The following is a 25,660-nucleotide window of genomic DNA, read 5'->3' on the forward strand; positions in this document are numbered from 1 at the left end:
CCGGCAAAGTGCGGCCCGCCCGGCCGGGTGCGGTGTCCGGTGTCGTCCGGCCGGCGGCGCGATGTCCGTACCGTCCGAATGTGCCCGGGTGCGGCGGTATGCGAAACCGGCCGGCGAACGCCGCCGGACCGCCGTCCCGGGCCTCGGCGACCGGGCGCCGCGACGGTTGATCCGGTAACGGCGGGGAAGGCTGTAGGGCTGCACCGGAGCCCGGCCGGGCTCCGGTCGACGCACCTGGGGAGGTCGGTCCCATGCGGCGCTCGCGTACACCCGTGTCACCGGCGCTGGAGGCGTGGTCCACCCACCGTACCGGTGTGGCCGATCAGTGGACGCCCCGGCAGCTCGCGTACCTGAAGGAGGAGCGCACGGTCAGTGTCGTCATCCCGGCCCGCGACGAGGAGGCGACCGTCGGCGCGATCGTGGCGGCGATCCGGGCCTGCCTGGTCGAGCAGGTCGCACTCGTCGACGAGCTGGTGGTGGTCGACTCCCGGTCCCGGGACGGCACCGCCGCCGTCGCGGCGGCGGCCGGCGCCCGGGTGATCAGCCAGGACGAGATGACCCGGGGACTGCCGAGGCTCGACGGCAAGGGCGACGCGCTCTGGGCCGGGCTGGCCGCGTCAGAGGGCGACCTGGTCGCCTTCGTCGACGCCGACCTGCGGGAGTTCCAGCCGCACTTCGTCACCGGTCTGCTCGGCCCGCTGCTCACCGACCCGTCCGTCGCGTTCGTCAAGGGCTTCTACCACCGTCCGCTGGTCGGCACCAGCGGGGTGGAGGCGGAGGGGGGCGGCCGGGTGACCGAGCTGGTGGCCCGCCCGCTGTTCAACCTCTTCTGGCCGGAACTGGCCGGGTTCGTCCAACCGCTCGCCGGGGAGTACGCCGGCCGGCGGGACGTCCTGGAACGGGTCCCCTTCGTCTCCGGGTACGGCGTCGAGACGGCCATGCTGATCGACCTGCTGGAGATGTGCGGCCTGGACGCGCTCGCCCAGGTCGACCTCGGCGAGCGTCTGCACCGGCACCAGGACACCGAGGCGCTCGGCCGGATGTCCGGGCAGATCCTGCACACGGTCTGGCAGCGGCTCTGCCGGCGGGGCCTGGTCGAGGAGAGCGCGCCGCCGGCGAACCTGCTCGTGCAGTTCCGCCGGGACGGCAGTACCGCTCTGCCCAACCTCGACCGGGAGATCGTGGTCAGCGACATCTCCGTCCGGGAGCGGCCACCACTGGCCGAGCTGCGCCCGTCCCGGGGAGCCGCCGCATGAGCCCGGGGAGCCGCGGTACGAGCGGGGAGGACCGATGAGTCTGACGGTGCTGATGAACGCCGGGCCCTGGCTGCCGGTGCCGCCACCCGGCTACGGCGGGATCGAGAACGTGGTCGCCACGCTCGTGCCGGAGCTGCGCCGGCTCGGCGTGCGGGTGGTGCTCGCCTCGACGGCGGACGCCACGCTGCCGGTCGACGAGCTGCTGTCGGTCTTTCCGGACGGGCAGTTCGGGGCGTTGCAGCGGCCGTACAACCAGGTCTGCGGGATCTCGCACGCGCACCTGTCCGGGGTGGTCCGGGCGCTTCGGGAGCGGGACGACATCGACCTGGTGCACGACCACGTGGAGGCGGTCGGGCTGGCCGTGCTGGCCGCGATGGGGCCGGGCAGCGGGCCGGCGCTGCACACCCTGCACTGGGATCTCGGCAAGCACCCCGATCTCTACGGCTTCCTCGACGGCGGCGACCGGGTCCGGGTGAACGGGGTCTCGGCGGCCCAACTCGCCCGGGCGCCGCGGGCGCTGCGCGAGCACGCGATCGGGCACGTCCATCTGGCCACCCCGCTGGCCGTCGGCGCCGACCGCCGGCCGCCGGTCGAGAAGTCCGGGCACGTGGTCATCCTCGGCCGGGTCACGCCCGGCAAGGGGCAGCACCTCGGGGCGCGCCTGGCCCACCAGGCCGGCTTCGACCTGGTGCTGGCGGGACCGGTCGGGCCGTACCGGCGGCCGGAGGAACTGGCCGCCGCCGGCCCGGAGGCGGGGCAGAATCCGGACGTACGGTACTGGCGTGACCAGGTCGCACCACTGGTCGACGGCGACCGGGTGCGTTGGGTCGGGATGGTCGCCGGGGCCGCCCGGGACGACCTGCTCGCCTCGGCCCGGGCCAGCCTCTTCCCGCTCTGCTGGGAGGAGCCGGGCGGCACGGCGGTGATCGAGTCGCTGGCGCTGGGCACCCCGGTGCTGGCGATCGGCCGGGGCTGCCTGCCGGAGCTGGTCGAGCACGGCCGGACCGGGCTGCTCGCCGACGACGATGACGGCCTCGCCGACCTGGTGCGGCAGGTCGGCGGGCTCGACGAGCGGGAGTGCCGGGACGAGGCCGCCCGCCGGTTCACCCCGGCGATCATGGCCGAACGCTATCTGGAGCTGTACGACCGGGTACGCCGGATGGGCGGCGATCCGGCGGAGCCGGTGATCCCGGTGGACGGGGCGGTCGCGGAGGTCGCGGTACGGTGACATACCTCTGCACCGGGGTGGCCGGGCTGCTGCTGGCCCGGACCGTCGCCGGGGCGCGGACGTTCCTGGTCGGCGCCGCGACGGACGCTTATCCGTCTGCCGCAGGCACGCCCTGAGCTGCCCGGTTTCACCCGTTGGAGGCACGGAGCCCCGAATCTGGACGCCTGCCGGGTTTTGCCGTTGGAATACCGGGTAGCCACCCCTCGTCCCAGCGGCAGATCAGGTACGGGGTGAGCGGAATGCGCAAGCGGGTGGTGACCGATCCCGGCCAGGATCAGGGGCCGTTGATCCTGGCACCGGCCCGGTCCGGCGGCTATCCCGGCCCGGTGCGCCCGGCGCTGCGGGGCAACCACCTGATCCGGCTTCTCGGCACCACCGACGCGAAACAGATCGGCCTGCTCTACCTCACCACCGCGTTCGGCTTCTTCATCATCGGCGGCGTGATGGCGATGCTGATGCGTGCCGAGCTGGGCCGCCCCGGGCTCCAGTTCCTCTCGACCGAGCAGTACAACCAGCTCTTCACCGCGCACGGCACGATCATGCTGCTGCTCTTCGCCACCCCGCTGGCGTTCGCCTTCGGCAACTATGTGGTGCCGTTGCAGATCGGCGCGCCGGACGTGTCGTTTCCCCGGCTCAACGCGCTGGCGTACTGGCTCTACCTGCTCGGCGGCTCGCTGGTGCTGGCCGGCTTCCTCACCCCGAACGGTTCGGCGGACTTCGGCTGGACCGCGTACACGCCGCTGAGCCGGGACCAGCACTCGCCGGGCGTCGGCGCGGACATGTGGGTGATCGGCCTGGTCCTCTCCGGCCTCGGCACCATCCTCGGTGCGGTCAACCTGATCACCACCATCCTCACCCTGCGGGCGCCCGGGATGACCATGTTCCGGATGCCGATCTTCACCTGGAACATGCTCTTCACCGCCGTCCTGGTGATCCTCGTCTTCCCCTTGCTGGCCGCCGCGCTGCTGGCGCTCTACGCGGACCGGCGGCTCGGCGCGCACGTCTACGATCCGAGCAACGGCGGTCCGCTGCTCTGGCAACATCTCTTCTGGTTCTTCGGCCATCCCGAGGTCTATATCGTGGCGCTGCCGTTCTTCGGCATCATCACCGAGGTCATCCCGGTCTTCAGTCGGAAGCCGATCTTCGGGTACAAGGGGCTGGTGGCGGCGACCGTCGCGATCACGATCCTGTCGATGACCGTCTGGGCACACCACATGTTCGGCACCGGCCAGGTGCTGCTGCCCTTCTTCAGCCTGTTGAGCTATCTGATCGCGGTGCCGACCGGGGTGAAGTTCTTCAACTGGATCGGCACGATGTGGAAGGGCCAGATCACCTTCGAGACACCGATGCTCTTCTCGATCGGCTTCCTGGTCACCTTCCTCCTCGGTGGGCTGACCGGGGTGCTGCTGGCCAGCCCGCCGGTGGACTTCCACGTCACCGACACCTACTTCGTGGTCGCGCACTTCCACTACGTGCTCTTCGGCACCATCGTCTTCGCCGCCTTCGCCGGGGTGTACTTCTGGTTTCCGAAGATGACCGGGCGGCTCCTGGACGAGCGGCTGGGACGGGTCCACTTCTGGACGATGTTCCTCGGCTTCCACGGCACCTTCCTGGTGCAGCACTGGCTCGGCGCGGAGGGCTTCCCCCGGCGGTACGCCGACTACCTGCCCACCGACGGCTTCACCGCGCTGAACACCATCTCGACGATCAGCTCCTTCGTGCTCGGTGCCTCCACGCTCTTCTTCCTCTACAACGTCTGGAAGTCCTGGCGCTTCGGGCGCATGGTCGACGTGGACGACCCCTGGGGCTTCGGCAACTCGCTGGAGTGGTCGACGACCTGTCCACCACCGCTGCGCAACTTCGACCGGATTCCCCGGATCCGCTCCGAACGCCCCGCCTTCGACGAGAAGTACGGACCGCTCGTCGCGGACCTCGGCCGGGACCTGCCGCAGCGGTCGACCCGACCGCCACAGCTGATCCGCGACGAGTTGCGCCACGAGCCGCGCCACCCGGAGGCCGAGGTGGCAGCCCGGGAAGGGGCGCACGGCGCCGGGGCGGCGTACCACCCCCGGCCAGGGTCCGGCGCCCGTTCCGTCGAGGTGCCGGAGCCGGACGCCGTCCGCCGGCCCGCCTTCGAGCCGAGCCGACCCGACGAGCAGGTCGACGACGCCTCCCGGGGCGGCCCCGAGAGCCCGCGCTGGCGGACCGGGCGCCGCCGCGACGAGCAGCGGCAGGGCGAGGAGGAGGACGGACGATGATGACCCGACCACGGGCGGCCGGGGAACTGCCGGCGACGACCCGACGACCGGCGACCGGGGAACTGCCGCCGACGACCGGACGACCGGGCGGCGGCGGGGCGCCTGCGATCCGGTGGCCGGTCACTCCGCGGGCAGCGCGACCAGGCCGGCGGCGCTGAGCGAATGCTGGACCACGGGTTGCGCCCGCGCCAACCGCCACCGCACTCCGGCGCGGTGTGCGGCGTCGCGGCCGGCCACCAGGGCGGCCAGGGCCGGCCCGTCGAGCTTTGCCACGTCGGTCAGGTCGATCGCCACCTCGGAGGGCTGCCGGTCGGCGACGGCGTCGACCACCGCCTGGCGCAACTGGTCGGCGGTGTCCCGGTCGATCTCGCCGGTCACCTCGACCACCACCCGCGGTCCCACCTGACGCACCGAGAGCCGCCCCGGCGCACCGGCCGCCTCGACGCCGCCGGACTGCCAGGGTGCCGGCGAGTCGGCGAGCATCGCCTGCCGCAGCCAGGTCAACGCCCGGGAGAGCAGCCGGGACACGTGCATCTGCGAGATGCCGAACCGGGCGGCGATCTCGGCCTGGGTCTGGTTGCCGTAGAAGCGCATCGCGAGGATCCGCCGCTCCCGCCACGGCAGCCGGCCGAGCAGCCCACTCACCGTCACCCGGTCGTCCACCGACTCCAGGTCGGTGTCGGACTCGCCGACGAGGTCGCCGAACTCCGCCGAGCTCTCCCCGCCGACCGGTGCGTTGAGCGAGGCCGGGCTGTAGCCGGCCGCCGACTCCAGCGCCGCCAGGATCTCCTCCTCCGGCGTCTCCAACCGGGCGGCCAGCTCCGCCACGCTCGGCGAGCGGGACAGCTCGCTGGTCAGCGCGGCGGTCGCCTGGCCGACCTCCAGGATCAGGTCCCGCAGCCGCCGGGGCACGTGCACTCCCCAGGTGCGGTCCCGGAAGTGCCGCTTGATCTCCCCGACGATGGTGATCGCGGCGTACGCGGTGAAGGAGCCACGTTCCGGGTCGTACCGGTCGACCGCGTTGACCAGGCCCAGCCGGGCCACCTGTTCCAGGTCCTCCAGCGGCTCACCCCGGCCCCGGTAGCGCCGGGCCAACCGGCCGGCGAAGGGCATGGCGAACCGGACGAGGTCGTCCCGGGCCTCCTGCCGGCGTTCCGGTGGCAGCCCGGCGATCCGTGCCGCATACGCCAGCGCCGCCGCGTCCAGGTCCTCCAGCCCACGCTCGGCCGGTGGTGTGGTGGTGGTGATCTGTCCGAACATCCGCGCCTCCCTCAGGAAGGTCCCCCGCACGGGATGCGAATCCGGTCATCGGTTGCCGCACGTACGCGGACCGCGCCGGAAGCGAAGACGTAGCCGAAACTGCACGAGCGATGCCGTCTGCCGGCAGTGCGATGCCCACCGCCGCGACAGCCGGCGTGGTTCACCGGTAGCAACCAGCGTCGTTCCCGCTCTGTAGGTACTCAATCACGGGACGTGAGGTTTCCGAGGAGTTTTGCGGTCAGCAGACCAGCAGCCCCTGCGGGGTCCCGCTGGCACGCAGCCCGGCCAGCGCGTCACCCACCCGCAGTGGCGCGGGCGGCGGCAGGTCGTACGGCTGACCGCGGAGCACCTCGGTGGCGTGCCGGGTGGCCACGGAGGCCACCGGATAGCCCCGGGCCGCCACGCGGTCCACGGCGCGGCGGCGGCGCCCGAACGAGGCCACCGCGAGCCACTGCGGCAGGCCGGCCAGGGCCGGCGAGCGCACTCCGGGCGGCTCGGGCAGGACGTCCAGCGAGCTGAAGGGGGTGCTTCCGGCGAGCCACCACTCGGCACCTGTCACGCTGCGCTCGGTGGCGTTCTCGCACCAGTACGGGACCAGACCGGCCCGGACCACCTGCCACGGGTCGATCAACCGCCCGCACTCGACCACGCAGCGGTCACCGCTCTTGCCGGCCGCGCGCAGCCAGCCCCGGTACACGTCGGCGGCAGCCGCGCTCAGCGCGTCCGGCCCCGGGAACAGCACCCGGTGCAGCGGGCTGCCGACGGCACGGACCCCGTCCAGCAGGCTCGCCTCGAAGCCCGGCTCGACCCCCTGCTCGGCGTACTCGGCCCGGCCGCCGTCCGGAGCGTCCCAGCTCGCTCCGTCGCCGCCCGCACCGCGCAGTACCTGCCCGAGCAGCTCGCTTCCCGGCCGGAAGTCCGCCGGTTCGAGCCCGCTGCCGGGGGCGCCGAGCTGGAACCCGTGCCCGTCCCCCGAGTCGAGCACCGGCCACGTCCGCACGTCCCGCAGCAGCAGCACCGGTGCGCCCGGGGCCAGCCGGCCGCCCAGGAACTCCCGGTACGCCCCCGGCAGCCGGTGCCAGCGGACCACCAGCGAGACCGTCGAGCCGGCCAGGACTCCCCGGCCCGCCGGATCGTGCACCTGCCGTACCCGTACCCCCGGGTTGGCCCGGAGCAGCCGGTCGGCGATCCGGCGGCCGTGGCCCAGCGCGGCGGCCGGCCGGTCGACCCCGCCGCCCGGCCACTGCACCGCCACGTCGAAGCCGGCCGGCAGCCAGGGCACGCCCATCGCGGTGGCGAGGTGCACCGCCGCACCGTGCGGGGAGCCGAGCACCAGGCCGGGATACCGGCGCGGCGGGTAGTGCCCGACCATCCACCGGGCCACCTGCTCGGCGTCGACCGCACCGGCCTGCTCGGCGGGGAGCGCGGCCCGGATCGCGGCGCGGGCGAGCGCGGAGCGGCGCACCGCCTCCGGTGCGCCCCGGAACCGGGAGAGCAGCGGGTGGTATCCGAGGTCCGCGCAGTCCAGGCCGCGCACCGCCCGGGAGGCGACGGCCAGCAGTACCCGGCCGGGACTCTCCGGCGAGACCACCCGGTCCGGTCCCGGAAGCCCGGAACCGCCCGTGGCCAGCCACTTCTGCATCTCCCGCACCGGGCTCACCTTCCCTCGTCCGCGCTGCCCGGGCGTTCCCGTCCCAATGTGGTTCAAACGGGCGGTCAGGAACCTGCCAGGCGCAATTCCGGCAGGCCGCGCAGGTCCGCGAAGGGTCGCTCCGGCGCGTCCAGCGGGATCGACGGGTCGACGACCGCCTCGATCAGGGTGGGCCGGTCGGCGGCGATCGCCTCCTCCCAGGCCGGCCCGACCTGCTCCGGCCGCTCCACCGTGATGCCGTGCAGCCCGAGCAACCGGGCCCAGCCGGCGTACGGGATGTGCCCGGCCCGTACCGCCTCGGGCGGCGGCAGCCCCGGCGCGGCCGGGCGGTCCAGCTCGGCCCCGGCGGACCGGACGGGGCCGCCGTCCGGTCCCCGTTCCGGGTCGCCGACCCGGCCGGACCGGTCGGAGTTGTTCAGCACCAGCAGCACCAGCCGGGGATCCGGCCACTCCGGCCAGTGCCTGGCCACCGTGACCAGCTCGGCGAGCCCGCCGGACTGCATGGCGCCGTCGCCGAGCAGTGCGAAGACCGGCCGGTCCGGCCGGGCGAGCTTCGCGGCGATCGCGTACGGGACCGCCGAACCGACCGAGGCGAGGGTGCCGCAGAGCTGCGCCCGTACTCCCGGCGGGAGTTGCAGGTGCCGGGCGTACCAGTAGGTCACCGAGCCGACGTCGACCGCGACCGAGGCGTCCACCGGCAGCCGGGGCGAGAGTTCCCGGAGCACCAGCCGGGGGTTCAACCGCCCGGTCGGCTCCTCGGCCCGGGCGTCACACTCGGTCCGGGCCCGGTCCACCGCCGCCTCCACCATGTCGCGCCAGTCCCGGTTGCGCCGCCGCGGCACCCGGGCCAGCAGGGCGCGCAGGGTCTCCCGGGCGTCGCCGACCAGCGGGACGTCGATCGGATAGCGGCTGGCCACCCGGCTGCCGTCGATGTCGATCTGCACCGCCGTGGCCTGACCCGGGACCGGGTAGTAACCGGTCCACGGGTCGTTGGTGCCGATCATCAGCAGGGTGTCGCAGCCGGCCATCAACTGCGCGCCGGCGGCCGTGCCGACCTGGCCCAGCACGCCGGTGTGGTAGGGCAGCCGCTCGTCCAGCACCGGCTTGCCGAGCAGCGAGGTCGCCACCCCGGCGTCGAGCCGGTCGGCCAGCTCCATGATCTCCTCGGCGGCGCCGTCGGCACCCTGGCCGACCAGGATCGCCACCCGCTGCCCGGCGCCGAGCAACTGGGCGGCTGCGGCGAGTTCCTCCTCGTGCGGCAGCACCCGGGCCGGCGGCAGGCCGGGTGCCGCCGCGATGACGCCGCCGCCGTCGGGGTGCGGCATCCCGTCCGGTACGCCGTGGTCGAGCAGATCGTGCGGCACCACCAGGCAGGTCGGCCCCCGGGTCGCCACGGCGGTACGGATCGCCTGGTCGAGCAGGTAGGGCACCTGCTCCGGCAGCACGGCGGTACGCAGGAACCGGGCGCAGACGTCGCCGAAGAGCCGGGGCAGCTCGATCTCCTGGTACGCGCTGCCCAGCGGGCCCGGCCCCTGCTGCCCGACGATCGCCACCATCGGCCTGCCGTCCAGCTTGGCGTCGTAGAGCCCGCCGAGCAGGTGCAGCACCCCCGGTCCCTGGCTGGCCAGGCAGACCCCGACCCCGCCGGTGTACCTGGCGTGCCCGGCTGCCATGAATCCGGCCGCCTCCGGTTGCCGGGAGGGGACGAGGGCGGGGTCGCCGCCGGCCCGGTGCAGCGCCTCGACGACCCGCGCGATCCCCTCCCCCGGTTGCCCGAAGACCCGGGGCACCCGCCATGCGCGCAGCCGCTCGACCAGCAGGTCCGCGACGGTCCGCTCCGGCAGCATCGCACCGGTGCGCACCGCGCCCCGCCCCGGGTCAGCCACGGCCGCCGGCCGGGGTGCTGGCGTCGACGTAGCGGAGCACCGCGCCCACCCCGTCGGCGAGCTCCGGCGCCTGGTCGGAGTCGAGCACGGTGATCCCGGCGTCGGTGCCGACCAGCGCCCGGATCAGGGCGGCGTCGGCGCGTACCCGCTGCGGCTGCGCGACCGACATCGCCCGGAGCTCCTCGGCGCTGGTGGCGATCTCGGTCGGCTCGGGCCCGATCCAGAGCTCGTCGGTCGAGGAGGGATCGTCCACGATCAGCATGGTGTCGACCTGGCCGCGTTGCAGCGCCGTCACCACCGCGTCCAGGCCGGCGCCGACGTCCTGCTGCATGCCGAACCTGTCCAGCGCCACGTCGGTGTGCGCGGCGGCGACCTCCGCGATCGCCTGCACGGTCACGTCGTCGAGCTTGAACTGCTTGGCCCCGTCGGCCGGGAAGCCCGCGTCGGTCTGCACCACCCGGTCCTGCCAGAACTCCGGCAGCTGGGCGGCGAGCATCTGCCGGGCCTGCGTCTCGCCGGCGACCACGATCACCTCGGCGCCGACCCGCTCCGCCAGGGTCGCGGTGGCCGAGGCGGCGTCTCCGGCGTTGCGCCGCCACGACGTCAGCGCGTCGCGCTGGTACTGGGAGTGGTTCCAGCCGCCCTGCTGGACCCGGCGCAGCGGGAACTGGTTGCCGCCGGTGACGTGCGCGTGCCGGGGTACGCCGCCGGCGTCCACCGCGTCCACGTCCGCGCCGGTCCGGCTGGCCAGCACCCGGACCCAGGGCACCTGCTCGCCGCGCTGGGCGACCAGCGGCATGGTGTGCGGGACCGGCGCGTGCGCGGCGATGTCCTTCAGCGGCGGCGCGGAGAGATACTCGGTCAGCAGCACCTCGCCGCCGGTGGCGAACGCGGCGAGCCCGTAGTCGCCGGGCATCGGTTCGTGGCCCCGGACCACGGCGTCGAGGGCGGCGACGGTCTGCGGGTCGGCGCCCTGCTCCGCAAGCCGCTCCTGGAGGGCCCGCCAGCGGAGGTCGAGGGCGGGGTGGGCGTCGTGGGTGTCCCGGGAGGCGTCCAGATAGACCGACGTCCATGGGCCGGGACGGTCACAGATCGGACGCAGGAAGCTGAGCTGCATGGGTCGTCCCCTCTCCAGGCTTTTGTTCGGGGTACCCAGGCCGATCGGCTTGTCACCTGACCGGTCCGCCCGGATGCGTTGTCGCCTGTCCGTAAACGCGCCGGGCAGCCACGAGTGAGCGCGCCGTCACCGAACGGTGAATGGGTTCACTCACTCCCGGTTCATCAGCCATGATCGATACAATTGGTCACGGGGAGCGGACTCTCGGTGGTGAGCGCATGGACGGTGAACTGTTTCCCGAACGGGTCGCCTGGCGACCCGGACCGGTCATCACCGGTCACGTCGTACGGCTGATGGACGGCTACTCGCGCCAGATCCGGGTGCGGCAGCCCGTTCTCGTCGCCGTGCTCGGCACGGCGGGCGTGGTCCGGGTGGTGCTCCTGCTGCTCGCCTCGGTGCTCCGGGCCGGTGCCGCCGGCGGCGCGCGGCGGAAGTGGAAGGAACTGCGCAAGGGGCCGGAGTTCCTGGTGACACCCCTGCGACTGCGGGACGGCAGCGGGATGCTCTGCGAGATGGAGATCCACGGGCACCTGCCGCAGAGCGCCCTGGAACCGGCGGACCACGTCCAGGTGACGGTCCGCTCGCAGAAGGACGCCGGGCTCGCCCCCCGGGTCGAGCGGATCGTCAACCTCACCACGGGGCAGCTGCTCACCCCGCGTACCCCGACGCTCTGGTCGCACCTCGGTCCGACGCTGCTGTTCCAGGCCGGGCTGGGGCTGCTGCTGATCGGCGCCGTCGCCGCCTGGCTCCTCCTCGGCCGCTGACCCCCGCCCGGGGAGCGCCGGGGAAGGCCGTCGGACTGACGACCCCGACCACGGTTCCCGATCCGGCGGGAGCGTCTCCGCCTGGCGGGGGAAGGCGGCACCCCGCTTCTACGCCTCGCGACGTACGGGTGATGCCGACCACGGGGGGACGCCAGAGCGGCCGTTACCGAGGATCATGAGGTCATGACGATTCATGGTCCCGGGGGCCGACCGTGATCGCACTGGGGCTGGCGATCGTCCTGTCGGTGGCCTCGGCGGCGGCGTACGCGGCCGCGGCGGTGCTCCAGGAGCGCCTCGCCGCCCAGGCCGGACCGACGGGGGACGCAGGGCGGAGCTACCTCGGCACCGTCCTGCGCCGGTCCGGCTGGTGGCTCTCGGTGGCGGGCAACGGCGCGGGTGCCGCGCTGCACGTCGCCGCACTGGCCTACGGGCCGCTCTCCGTGGTGCAGCCGCTCGGCGTGCTCACCCTGGTCCTCGCGCTGCCGATCGCGGCGGCCACCATCGGGCGCCGGGCGTCGGGCCGGCAGTGGCGGGGCGCCGCCGTCACCGTGGCCGGCCTGGTGCTGCTGCTCGCCCTGACCCTGCCCGGCGCGGGCACCCACGACCTCCGGACCGGCCAGGGCTGGGCGCTGGCCGGAGTGGCGAGCGCCCTGGTGGCCGTACTGGTGCTGGCCGGCCGGGCGGGCCGGACCGCCCTGCCGCGCAGCCTGCTCACCGCGACCGCCGCCGGGATCGCCTTCGCGGTGGCCTCCGCGCTCACCCAACTCGTCTCCCGGCTCGTCGGTGAGGGTGAGCTGCTCGCCTCCGCCGGCCCGGCGATGGCACTGGCCGGGATGGCCGCGGCCGGGCTGCTCCTCTCCCAGGTGGCCTACCGGGGCGCGGGACTCGGCGCGCCGCTGGCCACCGTCACGCTGGCCAATCCGGTCGCCTCGGTCGTGATCGCCATGGTGCTGCTCGACGAGCGGACCGCAGGCGGATTCTGGGGCGCCGTCGCCGCGCTCGCCGGTGCCGCCCTCGCCTCCTGGGGCGTGCTGCAACTCGCCGCGGCCGAGCAGGGCGCACCGCGCGGCCGGCGCTTCCGCAACGGACGGCGAAGGGCGGCCCGACTCAGGGCCGCGATGCCGCTGGCCTGCCGAAACCGGTCGGCACCCGCCAGCCGGACTCCGGCCGTCCCGGGCCGCGTCGCGCGGACCGCCACAGCGCCGTCAACCAGACCAGCCCGAGCACGGCGACGAGCGCCAGGCCAAGCCCTTCCAGCACCGGCATCAACACCGCCTGCGCCGGGGTCGGGCGGCCCAGGGAACCATCCGGGTTGAGCAGGCCGCGCGACCCGGTGAAGAGCAGGGTCAGATAGAACGCGATGGCGTGCATGGCGTCCCAGAGCGCGTGCAGCACCGAGACGCCGAGATAGGCGTAGATCAGCCGGATACCGATCACGAAGTGGTCCCGCCCGCTCGGTGCGAAGAGCACACCGCCGAGGATGGCGGTCCAGAGCCCGTGCCCGACCGGCGCGACCAGGCCACGGAGAATCTCGGTCTGCACCACCTGCACCACCGAGAGCCCCTGCACGGTGAAGAGGGCGATGAAGGCGTAGCCGGCGGACTCCAGCGCCGAGAAGCCGAAGCCGACGGCGGCGCCGAGGATCATCCCGTCCCGGACGCTCTTGAGCCTCATCCGACGCGTCAGCAACGCCAGCGCGGCGAGCTTGGCGGCCTCCTCGATCAGCCCGACGCTGAGGAAGAGCAGCACCGACGGGCGCAGCAGATACGACTCCAGCACGGCCGAGGCGAGGATCCCGAGTACGCCACCGGCGAGGAAGGTGCCGAACACGCCGCTGACCGTGACCTCGCCGGTGTCCCGCCGCTGGAACGCCCAGGCCACGAAGGTCACCGGCACCAGGAAGCTGCCGAGCAGCACCAGCGTCGGCAGCAGGGTCGGATTTCCGGTGAGGAAGATGACCGCCACCGTGGCGAGCCAGAGTGCCAGGCCGACGACGAAGATCCGCAACCACTGCCGGCGCGGAGTGACCGGAACCGCCACCCTCCACTGCCGGTCGGCGCCGGCCATCACGCCCCCGCACGCCGCGGCGGCAGTCCCGGGCTCACGTCCTGAGCACCACCTTGACGCACTCGTCCTGCTTCTGCCGGAACATCTCGTAGCCGATCGGCGCGTCGTCGAGCCGCAGCCGGTGGGTGATGACGAAACTCGGGTCGATCTCGCCCCGGCGGATCCGGTCCAGCAGCATCCGCGAGTAGCGCTGGACGTGGCACTGCCCGGTACGCAGCGTCAACGACCGGTTCATCAGCGAACCGATCGGGAACTTGTCCACGTATCCGCCGTAGACGCCGATGACCGCGACCGTGCCACCGTTGCGGCAGCTCATGATCGCCTCGCGGAGGGCGTGCGGCCGATCCGTCTCCAGCCGGGCCGACTGCTTCGCCCGGTCGTAGCCGTGCAGCACCGCCGACGAGTGGTGCCCCTCCATGCCGACCGCGTCGATGCAGGCGTCCGGCCCCCGCCCGCCGGTCATCTCGCGCAGCGCCTCGACCACGTCGACGTCGTCGTAGTTCAGCGGCTCCGCGCCGGCCTGCTCCCGGGCCATCCGCAGCCGGTACGGGAACCGGTCGATCGCGATCACCCGCTCGGCGCCGAGCAGGTACGCGCTGCGCATCGCCAGCAGCCCGACCGCGCCCGCGCCCCAGACCGCGACGACCTCGCCACCGGTGAGCCCGCACAACTCGGCACCCATGTAGCCGGTCGGGAAGATGTCGGAGAGGAGCAGCACCTTCTCGTCGGGCAGCTCGTCGGGGACCTTGATCGGTCCCACGTCGGCGAAGGGCACCCTTGCGTACTCGGCCTGGCCGCCGGCGTACCCGCCGAGCATGTGCGAGTAGCCGAAGATGCCGCCGGGCGAGTGCCCGAGCAGCTTCTCGGCCAGCCCCGCGTTCGGGTTGGAGTTCTCGCAGAGCGAATAGAAACCGCTCTGGCAGGCCCGGCAGTTGCCGCAGGCGATCGGGAAGGGCACCACCACCCGGTCACCGATCCGCAGGGTCTCCACCTCCGGCCCGACCTCGACGACCTCGCCCATGAACTCGTGGCCGAGCACGTCGCCGTGCCTCATCGTCGGAATGTAGCCGTGATAGAGGTGCAGGTCGGAGCCGCAGATGGCGGTGCTGGTGATCCGGACGACGGCGTCCCGGGCGTTCATGATCTGCGGGTCCGGCACCTCCTCCACCCGGACGTTCTCCCGGCCCTGCCAGCAGGTCGCCCTCATCCCCCTACCTCCGCTTCCGGCCGTCACCCGATCCGGCGCGCGATCCGGCGCCCTGCGGCCGGGCCGGCCGCTGTAGCACCTGCTGCGGAGTGGCCAGCCCGGCCGGGCTGCCGTCCGACCGCACCACCTCACCGGTCTCGATGACCTGCTTGAACCGGCGCAGGTCGTCCCGGATCTGCTGCCCCGGTTCCGCACCGAGCAGCTTCGCGACGGCCCGGCCGACCGCGCCGCCGGGAGGCGCGTACGCCAGCTCGACCCGGACCTCGGTGCCCCGCCCGCCGGTCGCCCGGGTGAACCGGACCCGGCCGGCGTTCGGCACCCGGGCACCGCGCACCGAACGCCAGCTGATCATCTCGCTCAGGCTCTCCTCCACCAGCTCGGCGTCCCACTCGACCCGGCGGCCGCCGGGCGCCCGGGCGGTCCAGTGCGACCGCCCGTCGCCGTCCGAGCGGACCGACTCCAGGTGGTACATGAACCGGGGCAGGTTCTCGAAGTCCCGCCAGAACCGGTAGACCTCGTCCGCCGGCCGGTTGATGGTGACGGTCGCGCTGGCCCGCAGTGCCCGGCGGCGTACCCCGGCGGTCCGGCCGCTGTGCACGGCGGCCAGCAGGTCGACGGCGGTGATCCCGGCGACGGCGGCGAGAGTCGCCGCGACCCGGCCGCGCCGGACGCCGCGCCGCTGCCGCAGTGCCCGGACGAGCAGGGTCAGGTCCAGCACGTCACCGGCGACCCGGAGCCAGATCCAGCCGGCGGGCCGGCGGGCGGCCAGCGCGCCGGGGGCCGGCAGCAGCTCGCGGGCGCCGATCGCCCGGAGTACGACGGTCCGGGCCAGCACCGAGTCGTCCACGCCGATCAGCCGGCCGACCCGGGACGGCGCCGCGACCGCCGCACCGCCGAGGCCGAGGCTCAGCAGGCCGAGCGCACGCGGCAGGAGCCGACCCCGACCGTTCCCGTCCGGCATCTCCAGCGGTGCTCCCCGCATAGCTCCCCCTCCACGGTGTAAGGAAGGGCCCCCGCATATCGTTTTCTGTAGAAGAAGGGGCCCTTCCCAACAACTACTGGCCGACCTTGATGCCGGGCTCGCCCGCGGTGAACTGGATGACCTGGCGCGGCTCCCGGCCCGGCACGTCCGGGCCGCGCATCTTGCCGATCGGCAGGATCACCCGACGGAAGGTGCCCTCCAGCATCATCGCCGTGGCGGTGTACCAGGCGATCACCGAGGAGGCGATCAGCAGGTAGGCACCGATCGTCGGCCACACCGAGAAACCGCCGATGTTGCCGACGGCCAGGCAGGTGGCGCCGGCCGCCAGGGTCGCCAGCACCAGGGTGAGACCGATGTTCTCGGCCAGCGCCGCGAACGCCCCGGACCAGGTGATCGCGGCGAGTGCGGCGAACCAGAACCCGAGCGCGACGAATGGGGCCGGCTGGACCAGTACCCCGGTCGCGATCAGCAGGTAGAGCAGGCCGTAGGCGAGCCAGAAACTGCCCCAGATCCCGTGCATCGCGGTGGCCAGCCCGTCCCGGGCCCGGTACGCCCACATGCCGGCGAGGAACTGCGCGAGCCCCCCGAGCAGCGCGGCGAACGGGAAGAGGAACGTCGGGGTGCCGGTGGTGCCGTACCATCCGGCGAGGTTCGTGGCGACGACGAAGGTGGCCGCCGCGTAGCCGAAGAGTCCCAGGATCGACGGCGCGGCCACCGGTTGCAGGGAGATCTGCGCGTGGTTGCGCCAGAACTCGAACTCGCCGTCATGACTGGGTGATGCCGATCGTGACATATGTGTCATCACAGGCTCCTTCTACGCAGCGGTTCGCACCGCTTCGACGCGGTCGGGCACGTGTCCACCGCCGACTACCCAGCGCAATGACACTTACACGGAAGGGGATGTTCGTGCCCGGCCGGGCCGCCGGCCGGGCACGGAGTCCGAGTACCACCCATCACCCCGGGGCGCCGCCCCGGATCCGTCCCGCACCCGGCGCGCCGACGACGACGAAACCGGCCGCCGACGCGCGTTACGCGTCGGCGGCCGGTGGACGGCCAGGCCCGGGAGCCCGGAGTTGGCTCAGCGCTTCTCGATCGGGAGGTAGTCCCGCTCGGCCGCCCCGGTGTAGACCTGCCGGGGACGACCGATCTTGGTCTCCGGATCCGAGATCATCTCGCGCCACTGCGCGATCCAGCCGGGCAGCCGGCCGAGCGCGAAGAGCACCGTGAACATCTTGTTCGGGAAGCCCATCGCCTTGTAGATCAGACCGGTGTAGAAGTCGACGTTCGGGTAGAGCCGCCGGGACACGAAGTAGTCGTCGGCGAGGGCGATCTCCTCCAGCTGCAAGGCGAGGTCCAGCAGCGGGTCCGGCTTCTCCATCCGGCCCAGCACCTCCTGGGCCGCCTGCTTCACGATCGCGGCCCGGGGGTCGTAGTTCTTGTAGACCCGGTGCCCGAAGCCCATCAGCTTGACGCCGGGCTCCTTGTCCTTGACCCGCCGGACGAAGGCCGGCACGTCGCCGCCGCCGGCCCGGATCTGGTCCAGCATCTCCAGGACCGCCTGGTTGGCGCCGCCGTGCAGGGGCCCGAAGAGCGCGTTCACCCCGGCCGAGACCGAGGCGAAGAGGTTGGCCTGGCTCGAACCGACCAGCCGGACCGTCGAGGTGGAGCAGTTCTGCTCGTGGTCGGCGTGCAGCACCAGGAGCATGTCCAGCACCCGGGCCACCACCGGGTCGACCTCGTACGGCTCGGCCGGCACCCCGAAGGTCATCCGGAGGAGGTTCTCGACATAGCCGAGCGAGTTGTCCGGATACAGCATCGCCTGGCCGATGGACTTCTTGTACGCGTACGACGCGATCGTCGGCACCTTGGCCATCAGCCGCACGGTGGAGATCTCCACGTGCTCCCGGTCGAACGGGTCGAGGCTGTCCTGGTAGAAGGTGGAGATCGCGCTCACCGCGGAGGAGAGCACGGCCATCGGGTGCGCGTCCCGGGGGAAGCCGTCGAAGAAGCGCCGCATCTCCTCGTGCAGCAGCGAGTGCCGCCTGATCCACTCGTCGAAGTCGCGCAGCTGCTGCTCCGTCGGCAGCTCGCCGTAGATGAGCAGGTACGACACCTCCAGGAAGGAGGACTTGTCGGCCAACTGCTCGATGGGGTAGCCCCGGTAACGCAGGATGCCCGCGTCACCGTCGATGTAGGTGATCTCGGAGGAACAGGAGGCCGTGTTGACGAAACCGGGGTCGTAGGTGACGAACCCCGTCTCCTTCAACAGGTTGCCCGTGGCGATACCGGCTGGGCCGTCGACCGCGGGCTTGACCGGTATCGACAGCTGGCCGCCCGGGTGGTCGAGTTTGACATCCGTCATGTGATCCTCGCTTCGCCGGCAGAATCTACGCTGAATTGCCTTCATTTTTTACGGTAATCGTGCAGCGTAACGGAGAACCTTGCGTGGTCTGCCGGTGAGGGAAGGATCACCCTGGTCACGCGTTTGCCGTCGGGCCGAAACCTGCTAGGCGGGCGTCCGGTCACCGATGGCCGGACAGCTGCCGGCGGGTGCCGCGCGCCGTGCCGGGCGCCGGGATCAGTCGGCCAGCGGCCGCAGGACACCGTCCCCGGCGACCTGGAACGCCTGCACGGTGTTCCGGCCGGGCAGGAAGACCGACTCGTCCGGCAGCAGGGCGGCGAACCGCTGCCCGCCCGGGTCCGGCGACACCACCGTGGCGACCGCACCGACCCGGCCGTTGACCGCCACCGCGAGCAGGGTCCCGTCCGGCACGGAGTCGGGCACCGTGCCGTAGACCAGCGCCGGCAGCCGGCCACCGGCCTGGTCGATATGATCGAACTCGGACCGGTTGCGCACCGTGACCGAGCCGGCCGGCGGCCCGAGTGGAAGCTCGGCGACGGCCCGCCCGATCAGTTCCGGTCGGGGCTGCGCCGGGAGCACCGGCCCGGCCCGCCCGGCGGCCACCTCGGCGAAGGTGCCGGCCGGCACCGTGAGCGGCTGCCCCGGCTTGTCGTAGTAGTGCTTGTCGGCCGGTTCCCGGGTGGTGCGCAGCGCCGAGACCCCGTCGGTGCGCCACGGCACCTCGACCCCGGCCAGCTCGGCGACGGTCGGCAGCAGGTCGACGTGCTCCCAGTTCCGGTCGTCGACCACGCCGGCCCGCTGTCCCGGCCGCTTGACGAAGAGCGGCACCCAGAGCACCTCGCCGGGCGCCTGCCGCACCGCGCCGAGGCCGCGCCCCTGCACGCCCGGGGTGAAGCTGACCCCGTGGTCGGCGGTGAGCACCACCAGCGCGTCGTCGTAGAGGCCGGTGTCGTCCAGCCGGCGCAGCGTCTCGCCGAGCAGCCGGTCGGTGTACTCCAGTTGCAGCAGGTGACGCCGATAGGCCAGCTCGACCCAGCCGTCGCCGTCGTTCGGCATCCCGTCCGGCGAGCCGTAGCGGATCCCGGACGGCAGGTAGTTCCACGGCGAGTGCGGCAGCAACAGGTGCAGGAAGTGCAGCGTCGGGCGGTCGGCCGGCCGGAGGGTGCCGAGGAAGTCGGCGAACCGGGCCGGCTGGTTGTCGTCCAGCGCTCCCCACCGGAACTGCGGATCCGTCGGCGCCGCCGGGCCGGTGCCGTCCCCGGCCTCGCCGCGGGTGATCTCCCGGTAGGAGTCCTCGGGGTCACGCTGCCCGGAGTCCGTGGGCGAGACGATCTGCTCCAGCAGGACCGCGCTCTCCCGCAGCAGGGTCGGCAGCCCGCCCCGGGCCGAGCCGGCGGCCCGGTCCGGGCAGATGCGCGGCGGGCAGAGCTGGGTGATGCTCTCCTGTGCCTCGATCCGGTACGGGCCGGCGAAGGCCGTGAAGAGGTTCTCCGGATAGCGGGAATGGTGCGGTGCCTGCTCCTCGGCCGGGTACCGCCCGGTCAGCATCGCCGGCAGCGCATACGGGGTGTAGCCGCTGACCCCGGTCGCGTTCCGGTACCAGGTCGACTCCCCGGCCAGCCGGGCGAAGTTCGGGTAGCGCCCGGCGTCGATGGCGCCCTTGCCGTCCATCAGGGAGGTCAGCGGGAACTCGTCGAGGATCAGCATCACGACCGGCGGATGGTCCTGTGCGCCGGCGCTGGCCCCCGCCTCCGTCCCGGGCCGCTCCCCCGGCAACACCACCGCCGAGGCGGGTGAGGCGAAGACGAAGAGCAGCACGAAGACCAGCGGCCCGATCGCGGCGACCCGGAGCACCTGCCCGGTGACCTGCCAGCGCCGGTACGCGTACGCCCCGGCGGCGCCGGCCGCCACGGCGAGCACGACCAGCGGGGTGCCGCGTACCGGGGTGAGGTGCTTGCCCACCTGGACGGCGAACGCGGCGAGGAGCAGGCCGAGGGTCGCCGTGTGCAGCACGCTCCGGACCAGCCTGCCCCGGACCGCTCCGGCGAAGCGGCGGACCAGCAGCCCGGGCAGCGCGCCGGCGCCCCAGAGCAGCAGCGGCGGCAGCACCGTGTACGCCGCCACCAGCAGCAGGATGTCGACCGGGCCGGCACCGTGGAAGAGGAAGAAGTCCGGGCTCTTCCCGGTCACGTCCAGCAGTGGCTGCGCGATCACGAGCCCGCAGAGCGCCACGATCTCCGTCAGGTTCCGCAGCTCCGTCCGGCCGTCGGACCGCACCGCCGGACCGGCTCCCGCGCCGCCCGCCGGACCTGCCCCCACCCCGGCCTCCGCACCGTCCCACGCCCCGGCCGCCGCCGCGACCTCCGCGCCGGGCGGTGGCGGCCCGGCGGCGGAGTCAGCCACGCGGTGTCCCGAGGTAGAGGGTGCGGGTGCCGGAGGGCAGTTCCCGCCGCCGCACGATCTCGCAGCGCTGCCCGAGCAGCCGTTCGAACTCCTCCCGCCGGTAGTCCGAAAAGAGCCCGGCCGGCTTGTTGGCGAGCAGCCGGAGCGCCATCGGGTCGTCGGGGTGGACGAACTCGACCACCAGCCGGCCGCCGGCACCCGCCGCCGGCAGGAAGCCGACCAGCCAGTCGACGATCTCCGGCAGCGGCACGTTGCGGCCGATGGCCAGGTGGTGGACGACGGCGAGCGCGAGCACGGCGTCGGCCTCCGCCCGCGCGGCGAACGGGGCGCGTTCCACGCCGCGCCAGCCGCCGCCCGGTGACGGGTCGGCCAGGTCCATCACCAGCGGCAGCACCCGGCGCTCGCCGTCGGCGCGCAGCTTGCGGTAGAGCTGGTCGACCACGGCCGGGTCGCTCTCCACCGCCACCACGTAGTCGGCGTGCCGGGCGGCCAGCCGGGAGTAGGTGCCGTCGTTGGCCCCGAGGTCAAGGACCAGCCGGGACCGGTCCCCCTCGGCCAGCGCCTCGGCGACGAACCGCTCCTTCGCCTCCCGGTCGGCATCCGAGTAGGTGCAGGTCTCCCGGTAGCCGGACCAGTGGCTCGGCGGCGGCTGCCAGTCGAGCCGGCGGACCAGCTTGTCGAGCGCCCGCAGGGTGGCCAGCACGAGTTCCCGGGAGAAGCCGGCCTCCTTCAGCTGGGTCCGGACGGTGCCGGTGCTGGAGCCGGCGGACCGGGACTGGATCGCGTGGTGCAGGTGGACGTGCTTGAGCACGCCGGCCCGGAACCGGCGGGTGCCGCCGAAGAGCCTGCGGAGCTCGCCCGCCTCGATCCCGTCGATCCGGGACCGCAGCCAGGGCTGGAAGTCCAGCCCGAGGTGCGCCTGTAGCAGCAGCGGATAGAGCAGGGTCTGGCAGAACTGCCGGTAGCCGGCCCACGGTTCGCCGTCCCGGGCCGGCTCGAACGAGCCGATGTCGATGAAGGTCGGCTCGGCGCCCCGCCACTGGAGGTTGTACGCCGAGCCGTCCTTGGTGGTGAACCCGGCCGGTACGGCGGCACGGAGGATCTCCAGGTGCAGCAGGGCCGCGTCGCGCAGCATCGCGAACGACCACTCGTACGGGTAGGAGACGAACGGGATGCGCTCGTGGCGCAGCACCGTCGTCCACGGCCCGGCCTGCCCCGCCGGCAACGCCGCCGGGTCGTCGACCGCCTCGGTGCCGCAGACCTTGCCCTCGGCGAGCAGCCGGTCGAAGAACCCGGCCCCGGCGAGCGCCCGCCAGTCCTCGGCGGCCTGCGGGCCGAGCCCGCGCAGGACCTGCCGGCCGGCGTGGAAGACCCGGTTGGCCGGGTCGCGGAAGGAACCGGGATCGCTCCGGGGAGCGGAGTCGGGGGTGGTGGATCGGGTCGGGACGGGATGTCGTGCGACCATCGGCTGTGGACCGCCCTCAGTCCTGCTCTGCGGAGGTGGGCGTGGGCTGCTTGCGGAACCGGCTGGTCAGCCGCCGCCAGTAGAGCTTCGCCGCCACCGCCACCCCGGCGATGCCGCCGACCACGGCCTGCACGATGAGGCTCCCCGATCCCGCGTCCAGGTAGGCCAGATCCACCATCACCCGACTACCTCCCTCTGCTCTCTGCCCCGTACCGAAGATGCGCCGGCCGGCTTTCCCGACGACCGGCACGGACACGACGCGCCCGACGGGCCGTAACCCGGCGGCCAGCCGATGGCCACCTGGCGGACAACGGAGCGTCGGCTGCCGTTAAGCACACCGTACGCCGATGATCGGCCGAACGCATCGGCACCCGGAACCCTCGCCGGCCCGCCGCGCGACGCGTCCGATTCGTTCAAGACACGACCGGAACCCGTTCCTACGCTGGCCGGATGAGACCGACACTGGATCTGATCGGCCTGGCGGTGGCCGACATGGCCCGATCGCTCGCGTTCTACCGGAGGCTGGGGCTGGAGATCCCGGCCGGCGCCGACACCGAGCCGCACGTCGAGGTGACGCTCCCCGGCGGCCTGCGGCTGGCCTGGGACACCGTCGAGGTGGTGCGCTCGTTCGACCCGGGGTGGACGGCACCGGGCGGCTCCCAGATCGGCCTGGCCTTCCGCTGCGCCGACCCGGCCGAGGTCGACTCCTGGTACGTCGAGCTGACCGCCGCCGGCCACCACGGCCATCTCAAGCCATGGGACGCCGTCTGGGGTCAGCGGTACGCCGTCCTGCACGACCCGGACGGCAACACCGTGGACCTCTTCGCCCCACTCGACCCGACCGCCCAGCCGTCAACACCCGCGAGCCGGCCGTGAACACCCGCGGGGCCGGTGCCTAGAGCAGGTGCCCCAGCGGTACCCCGGCCAGGCTTCTGACCTCGCGGGACAGGTGCGCCTGGTCGGCGTACCCGGACCGGGCGGCCGCCTCGGCGGGTGGCGTACCGGCCCGGGCCAGCGCCAGGGCGCGGTGCATCCGCAGGATCCGGGCCAGCGTCTTCGGGCCGTAGCCGAAGAGCGCCAGGCTGCGCCGGTGCAGTTGCCGGGTGCCGAGCCCGAGTGCGCCGGCCGCGTCGGCGACGTCCCGGCCGGCGGCGAGCCCGGCGACCAGCGGCGCGGCCAGCGGGTCCGGGCCGCCCGCGGCGGCGAGCCGGGCGGCGGCGACCGACTCCAGCACCCGGCCGGGGCGGCGGTGCAGGGTCACCCGTTCCGCCACCTCGGCAACGTCTCCCGCCGGCCAGAGCGCGCCGAGCGGCACCCGCAGGTCCCGCAGTTCGTGCGCGGGCAGCCCGAAGACCGCCGGCCCGGCACCCGGCGGCAGGCGCAGCCCGACGTACCGCTCGCCGGCCGGGCCGGTGGTGACCTGCGCGACCGTGTCCGGCCCGGCCACCAGCAGACCTGTCCGGCTCGACCAGATCAGGTCCATGCAGCCGTCCGGCAGGACCCGCCCCGGCCCGGCGTCGGCGGTCCGGGTGACCGTCCAGACGACCGCGCCGGCCAGCCCGGAGCCCCGCTCCCGATACACGGCTCACAGCCTGCCACCCGAACGGGTACACGTGCTCCCGACCCGGGGGAGTTTGTAGCCGAGGCGACACCGGGACCCGACGCCGGGTGCCAGCGTGTCCGGCATGGCGACCTTCGCCGACAGAAAGATCGAGGCGTACGTCGGGCCGCGCGAACTCGGCGCCGCCGACGACCTCGAACAGGTGGTGGTCGACTTCGTCGGTGGCGCCCGGGAGAGCCTCGACATCGCCGTCCAGGAACTCGACTCGGAGCCGATCGCCCAGGCGATCCTGGACGCGCGGTTCCGGGGCGTGGACGTCCGGATGGTGCTGGAGCAGGACTACCTGCGCACGGCGAAACTGCCCCGGGTCGCCGCCCGGCCGGGCGCTCCGCTCGCCGGCCTTCGGCAAGCTGCACCACAAGCTGATGGTGGTAGACGACTCGGTGGTGATCGCCGGCTCGTTCAACTACACGGCCCCGGCCAACCAGTTCAACGACGAGAACATCTTCGTGCTCGGCAGCCCGTACCCGGATCTGCCCCGCCGGGAGGGCGGGCCGGCCGACCTGGACCGGTGCGCCGAACTCGCCGCCTTCTTCCGGGCCGAGATCGACCGGATCGAGGCCGCCGGCGAGCGCTTCATCGGGCGGCGGTAGCCGGGCCGCACCGGCTGGCCGGACCGGCTCCCGGCTGCCACCGCGTGCGCTGATCGCGGCAGGCGCTCCGCGCGCTGCCGCGATCAGCGTCGTGAATCAGCGCTTCGTACCGCAGAGCGCGGCATCGACGTTCTCGGAGACGGCGGCGGTCATCTCCAGGGAGGTGGGCAGCCCCGTGACGGCGACGACGGCGCCGCGCCCGTCCTCGGTGACGAGGTTGCGGGTCTCGAAGCCCTGGATGTCACCGCCGTGCCCCCAGGCGTAACCGCCGCAGGGCAGCGTGTGCCGGGCGATGCCGAGCCCGTACTCCCAGCCCCCACCGGGTTCGAAGTCGGGCGCGGCGACCGTCTTCGTCATGGCGGCCTGCTGCGCGGGCTTGAGCAGCTTCCCGGCGACGAGGGTCTCGAAGAAGCGGCGCAGGTCGTCCGGGCTGGAGACCAGTTGGCCCGCCGCCCAGCCGAGGGAGGGATCCATGCTGGTGACGTCGACCCAGGGTGCGCCGGGTGCCACGGCGACGTAGCCGTGTGGGTGGACGCCCCGGATGTCCTGTTCTCCGACACCGGGCCAGTAGGTGTCCCGCAGGTGCAACGGTTGCAGGATCCGACGGGTGATCTCCTCACCGACCGGGCGCTGGGTGACGCGTTCGACGACGAGCCCGGCCAGGATGTAGTTGGTGTTGCTGTACTCCCACCCGGTGCCGGGCGCGAACGCCGCCGGGCGGGTGAGGGCGGCGTCGAGGAGCCGACGCGGGTCGTAGTAGGCGTGACTGAGGTCGATCAGGTCCTGCGGCTCGGTGAAGAGCACGTCGTCGTAGTCGGGCAGGCCGCTGGTCTGCTGCAGCAGGTGGCGCACGGTGATCCGACGGCCGTCGATGCCGTCGCCGCGGACGATCCCGGGCAGGTAGTGGTCGACCGTTTCGTCGAGGTCGATCCGCCCCTCGCCCACGAGCTGGAGCACGACGACGGCGGTAAAGGTCTTGGTGTTGCTGCCGACGCGCACCTGGGCGTCGCGCGGGATGGTGCCACCTGTGCGCAGGTCCCGTACGCCGGCGGTGTAGTTCCGGACCCGTCCCTCGGCGTCGCGGACGGAGGCCAGTGCGCCGGGGAAGTCGTGGTCGGCCACCAGGCGGTCGAGCCGGTGCGCGACGGCGTCGTCGCGGCCGTGCTGGCGGGCGTCGGCGAGCGCGGACGGCACGGCGAGCGCCGCGGCCAGCACGGCCAGCACGGTGGCCAGCAGGGGGAATGTCCAACGACGGCGGCGCACCGTCGGGCTGGGGCCCGTCGGGGCTGTAGACATGTTTCCTCCACGGGTATTGACGAGCTTTGTCACTTCCCAGCCTCGATCAACTGAGCCGTGCCGGCAATCCGGCCCACTGGCCTTCCGGGGTACAGCAGGCACTACCGGCCGTCCCGCTCGCCGGTGGCGCCGGACGGTCAGCGCGCCGGCGGACGTACCTGTGCGAGCGCCTCCAGCACGGCGGCGATCGCCGGCATCACGCAGTGGCGTACCCAGGGCCTCGCGAACCCGACCCGCCTGGCCG

General features: G+C 73.3%; 20 protein-coding genes and 1 pseudogene. 7 read left to right on the forward strand and 14 right to left on the reverse strand.

Annotated features, from left to right (window positions below; all coding sequences use genetic code 11):
- Positions 1–251: 251 nt before the first annotated feature.
- From ACN27G_RS13015 to ctaD, 3 genes are all read left to right on the forward strand, one after another.
- A complete protein-coding gene (locus ACN27G_RS13015; RefSeq protein ID WP_421493059.1) occupies positions 252–1,256 on the forward strand; it encodes a glucosyl-3-phosphoglycerate synthase in 1,005 nt (334 codons plus the stop codon).
- A gap of 34 nt (positions 1,257–1,290) precedes the next feature.
- On the forward strand, positions 1,291–2,484 hold the full coding sequence (locus ACN27G_RS13020) for a glycosyltransferase (protein WP_421493060.1): 1,194 nt from the start codon (positions 1,291–1,293) through the stop codon (positions 2,482–2,484).
- Positions 2,485–2,723: 239 nt separating this feature from the next.
- Complete coding sequence (ctaD, locus tag ACN27G_RS13025; RefSeq protein WP_421493061.1) at positions 2,724–4,742, forward strand: cytochrome c oxidase subunit I; 2,019 nt, start codon at positions 2,724–2,726, stop codon at positions 4,740–4,742.
- Between the two features lie 120 nt (positions 4,743–4,862).
- Here ctaD and ACN27G_RS13030 read toward each other — a convergent pair whose 3' ends face one another.
- The 4 genes from ACN27G_RS13030 to ACN27G_RS13045 form a co-directional block, all read right to left on the reverse strand.
- Positions 4,863–6,002, reverse strand: coding sequence for a SigB/SigF/SigG family RNA polymerase sigma factor (locus ACN27G_RS13030; RefSeq protein ID WP_421493062.1), 1,140 nt, complete (start codon positions 6,000–6,002; stop codon positions 4,863–4,865).
- 238 nt (positions 6,003–6,240) lie between these two features.
- The gene (locus ACN27G_RS13035; RefSeq protein ID WP_421497320.1) at positions 6,241–7,644 is read right to left on the reverse strand and encodes a hypothetical protein; all 1,404 of its coding nucleotides are present in this window, start codon (positions 7,642–7,644) and stop codon (positions 6,241–6,243) included.
- Between the two features lie 74 nt (positions 7,645–7,718).
- Positions 7,719–9,515, reverse strand: coding sequence for a thiamine pyrophosphate-binding protein (locus tag ACN27G_RS13040; protein ID WP_421493063.1), 1,797 nt, complete (start codon positions 9,513–9,515; stop codon positions 7,719–7,721).
- A 16-nt stretch (positions 9,516–9,531) separates the two neighbouring features.
- Positions 9,532–10,656 carry a Vms1/Ankzf1 family peptidyl-tRNA hydrolase gene (locus ACN27G_RS13045; RefSeq protein ID WP_421493064.1) on the reverse strand — a complete coding sequence of 375 codons (1,125 nt, stop codon included), beginning with the start codon at positions 10,654–10,656 and terminating at the stop codon, positions 9,532–9,534.
- A 218-nt stretch (positions 10,657–10,874) separates the two neighbouring features.
- Between ACN27G_RS13045 and ACN27G_RS13050 the strand changes: the two genes are divergently transcribed.
- Together ACN27G_RS13050 and ACN27G_RS13055 are read left to right on the forward strand one after the other, a co-directional pair.
- Entirely contained in the window at positions 10,875–11,420 is a 546-nt protein-coding gene (locus ACN27G_RS13050) for a hypothetical protein (protein WP_421493065.1), read from the forward strand.
- A gap of 212 nt (positions 11,421–11,632) precedes the next feature.
- A pseudogene (locus ACN27G_RS13055) lies at positions 11,633–12,454 on the forward strand (DMT family transporter); the annotation flags it as partial.
- Positions 12,455–12,527: 73 nt separating this feature from the next.
- Here the strand turns inward: ACN27G_RS13055 and ACN27G_RS13060 are convergent.
- The 8 genes from ACN27G_RS13060 to ACN27G_RS13095 form a co-directional block, all read right to left on the reverse strand.
- A complete protein-coding gene (locus tag ACN27G_RS13060) occupies positions 12,528–13,487 on the reverse strand; it encodes a PrsW family intramembrane metalloprotease (protein WP_421493066.1) in 960 nt (319 codons plus the stop codon).
- Between the two features lie 34 nt (positions 13,488–13,521).
- Entirely contained in the window at positions 13,522–14,694 is a 1,173-nt protein-coding gene (locus ACN27G_RS13065) for a zinc-dependent alcohol dehydrogenase (RefSeq protein ID WP_421493067.1), read from the reverse strand.
- Between the two features lie 4 nt (positions 14,695–14,698).
- On the reverse strand, positions 14,699–15,676 hold the full coding sequence (locus ACN27G_RS13070) for an SRPBCC family protein (protein ID WP_421493068.1): 978 nt from the start codon (positions 15,674–15,676) through the stop codon (positions 14,699–14,701).
- A gap of 73 nt (positions 15,677–15,749) precedes the next feature.
- Entirely contained in the window at positions 15,750–16,478 is a 729-nt protein-coding gene (locus tag ACN27G_RS13075) for an acetate uptake transporter family protein (RefSeq protein WP_421493069.1), read from the reverse strand.
- 276 nt (positions 16,479–16,754) lie between these two features.
- Positions 16,755–18,038 carry a citrate synthase gene (locus ACN27G_RS13080; RefSeq protein WP_421493070.1) on the reverse strand — a complete coding sequence of 428 codons (1,284 nt, stop codon included), beginning with the start codon at positions 18,036–18,038 and terminating at the stop codon, positions 16,755–16,757.
- A 216-nt stretch (positions 18,039–18,254) separates the two neighbouring features.
- Positions 18,255–20,441 carry a sulfatase-like hydrolase/transferase gene (locus ACN27G_RS13085; protein ID WP_421493071.1) on the reverse strand — a complete coding sequence of 729 codons (2,187 nt, stop codon included), beginning with the start codon at positions 20,439–20,441 and terminating at the stop codon, positions 18,255–18,257.
- The gene (locus ACN27G_RS13090) at positions 20,434–21,906 is read right to left on the reverse strand and encodes a class I SAM-dependent methyltransferase (protein WP_421493072.1); all 1,473 of its coding nucleotides are present in this window, start codon (positions 21,904–21,906) and stop codon (positions 20,434–20,436) included. Before ACN27G_RS13090 ends, ACN27G_RS13085 begins: the two co-directional genes overlap by 8 nt.
- A gap of 16 nt (positions 21,907–21,922) precedes the next feature.
- On the reverse strand, positions 21,923–22,087 hold the full coding sequence (locus ACN27G_RS13095) for a hypothetical protein (RefSeq protein WP_421497620.1): 165 nt from the start codon (positions 22,085–22,087) through the stop codon (positions 21,923–21,925).
- A 269-nt stretch (positions 22,088–22,356) separates the two neighbouring features.
- Here ACN27G_RS13095 and ACN27G_RS13100 point away from each other — a divergent pair, with 269 nt between their 5' ends.
- Positions 22,357–22,782: a VOC family protein gene (locus ACN27G_RS13100; RefSeq protein WP_421493073.1), complete on the forward strand. Its 426-nt coding sequence runs from the start codon at positions 22,357–22,359 to the stop codon at positions 22,780–22,782.
- Positions 22,783–22,801: 19 nt separating this feature from the next.
- Here the strand turns inward: ACN27G_RS13100 and ACN27G_RS13105 are convergent, their stop codons facing one another.
- A complete protein-coding gene (locus ACN27G_RS13105) occupies positions 22,802–23,488 on the reverse strand; it encodes a helix-turn-helix domain-containing protein (protein ID WP_421493074.1) in 687 nt (228 codons plus the stop codon).
- Between the two features lie 200 nt (positions 23,489–23,688).
- Between ACN27G_RS13105 and ACN27G_RS13110 the strand changes: the two genes are divergently transcribed.
- Positions 23,689–24,120, forward strand: a complete 432-nt coding sequence (locus ACN27G_RS13110) for a phospholipase D-like domain-containing protein (protein WP_421493075.1) — start codon at positions 23,689–23,691, stop codon at positions 24,118–24,120.
- Between the two features lie 96 nt (positions 24,121–24,216).
- Here the strand turns inward: ACN27G_RS13110 and ACN27G_RS13115 are convergent, their stop codons facing one another.
- Positions 24,217–25,416 carry a serine hydrolase domain-containing protein gene (locus ACN27G_RS13115; protein WP_421493076.1) on the reverse strand — a complete coding sequence of 400 codons (1,200 nt, stop codon included), beginning with the start codon at positions 25,414–25,416 and terminating at the stop codon, positions 24,217–24,219.
- Positions 25,417–25,660: the final 244 nt, after the last annotated feature.

This window comes from Plantactinospora sp. WMMB334 (assembly GCF_049179095.1).
Lineage (GTDB): Bacteria > Actinomycetota > Actinomycetes > Mycobacteriales > Micromonosporaceae > Plantactinospora.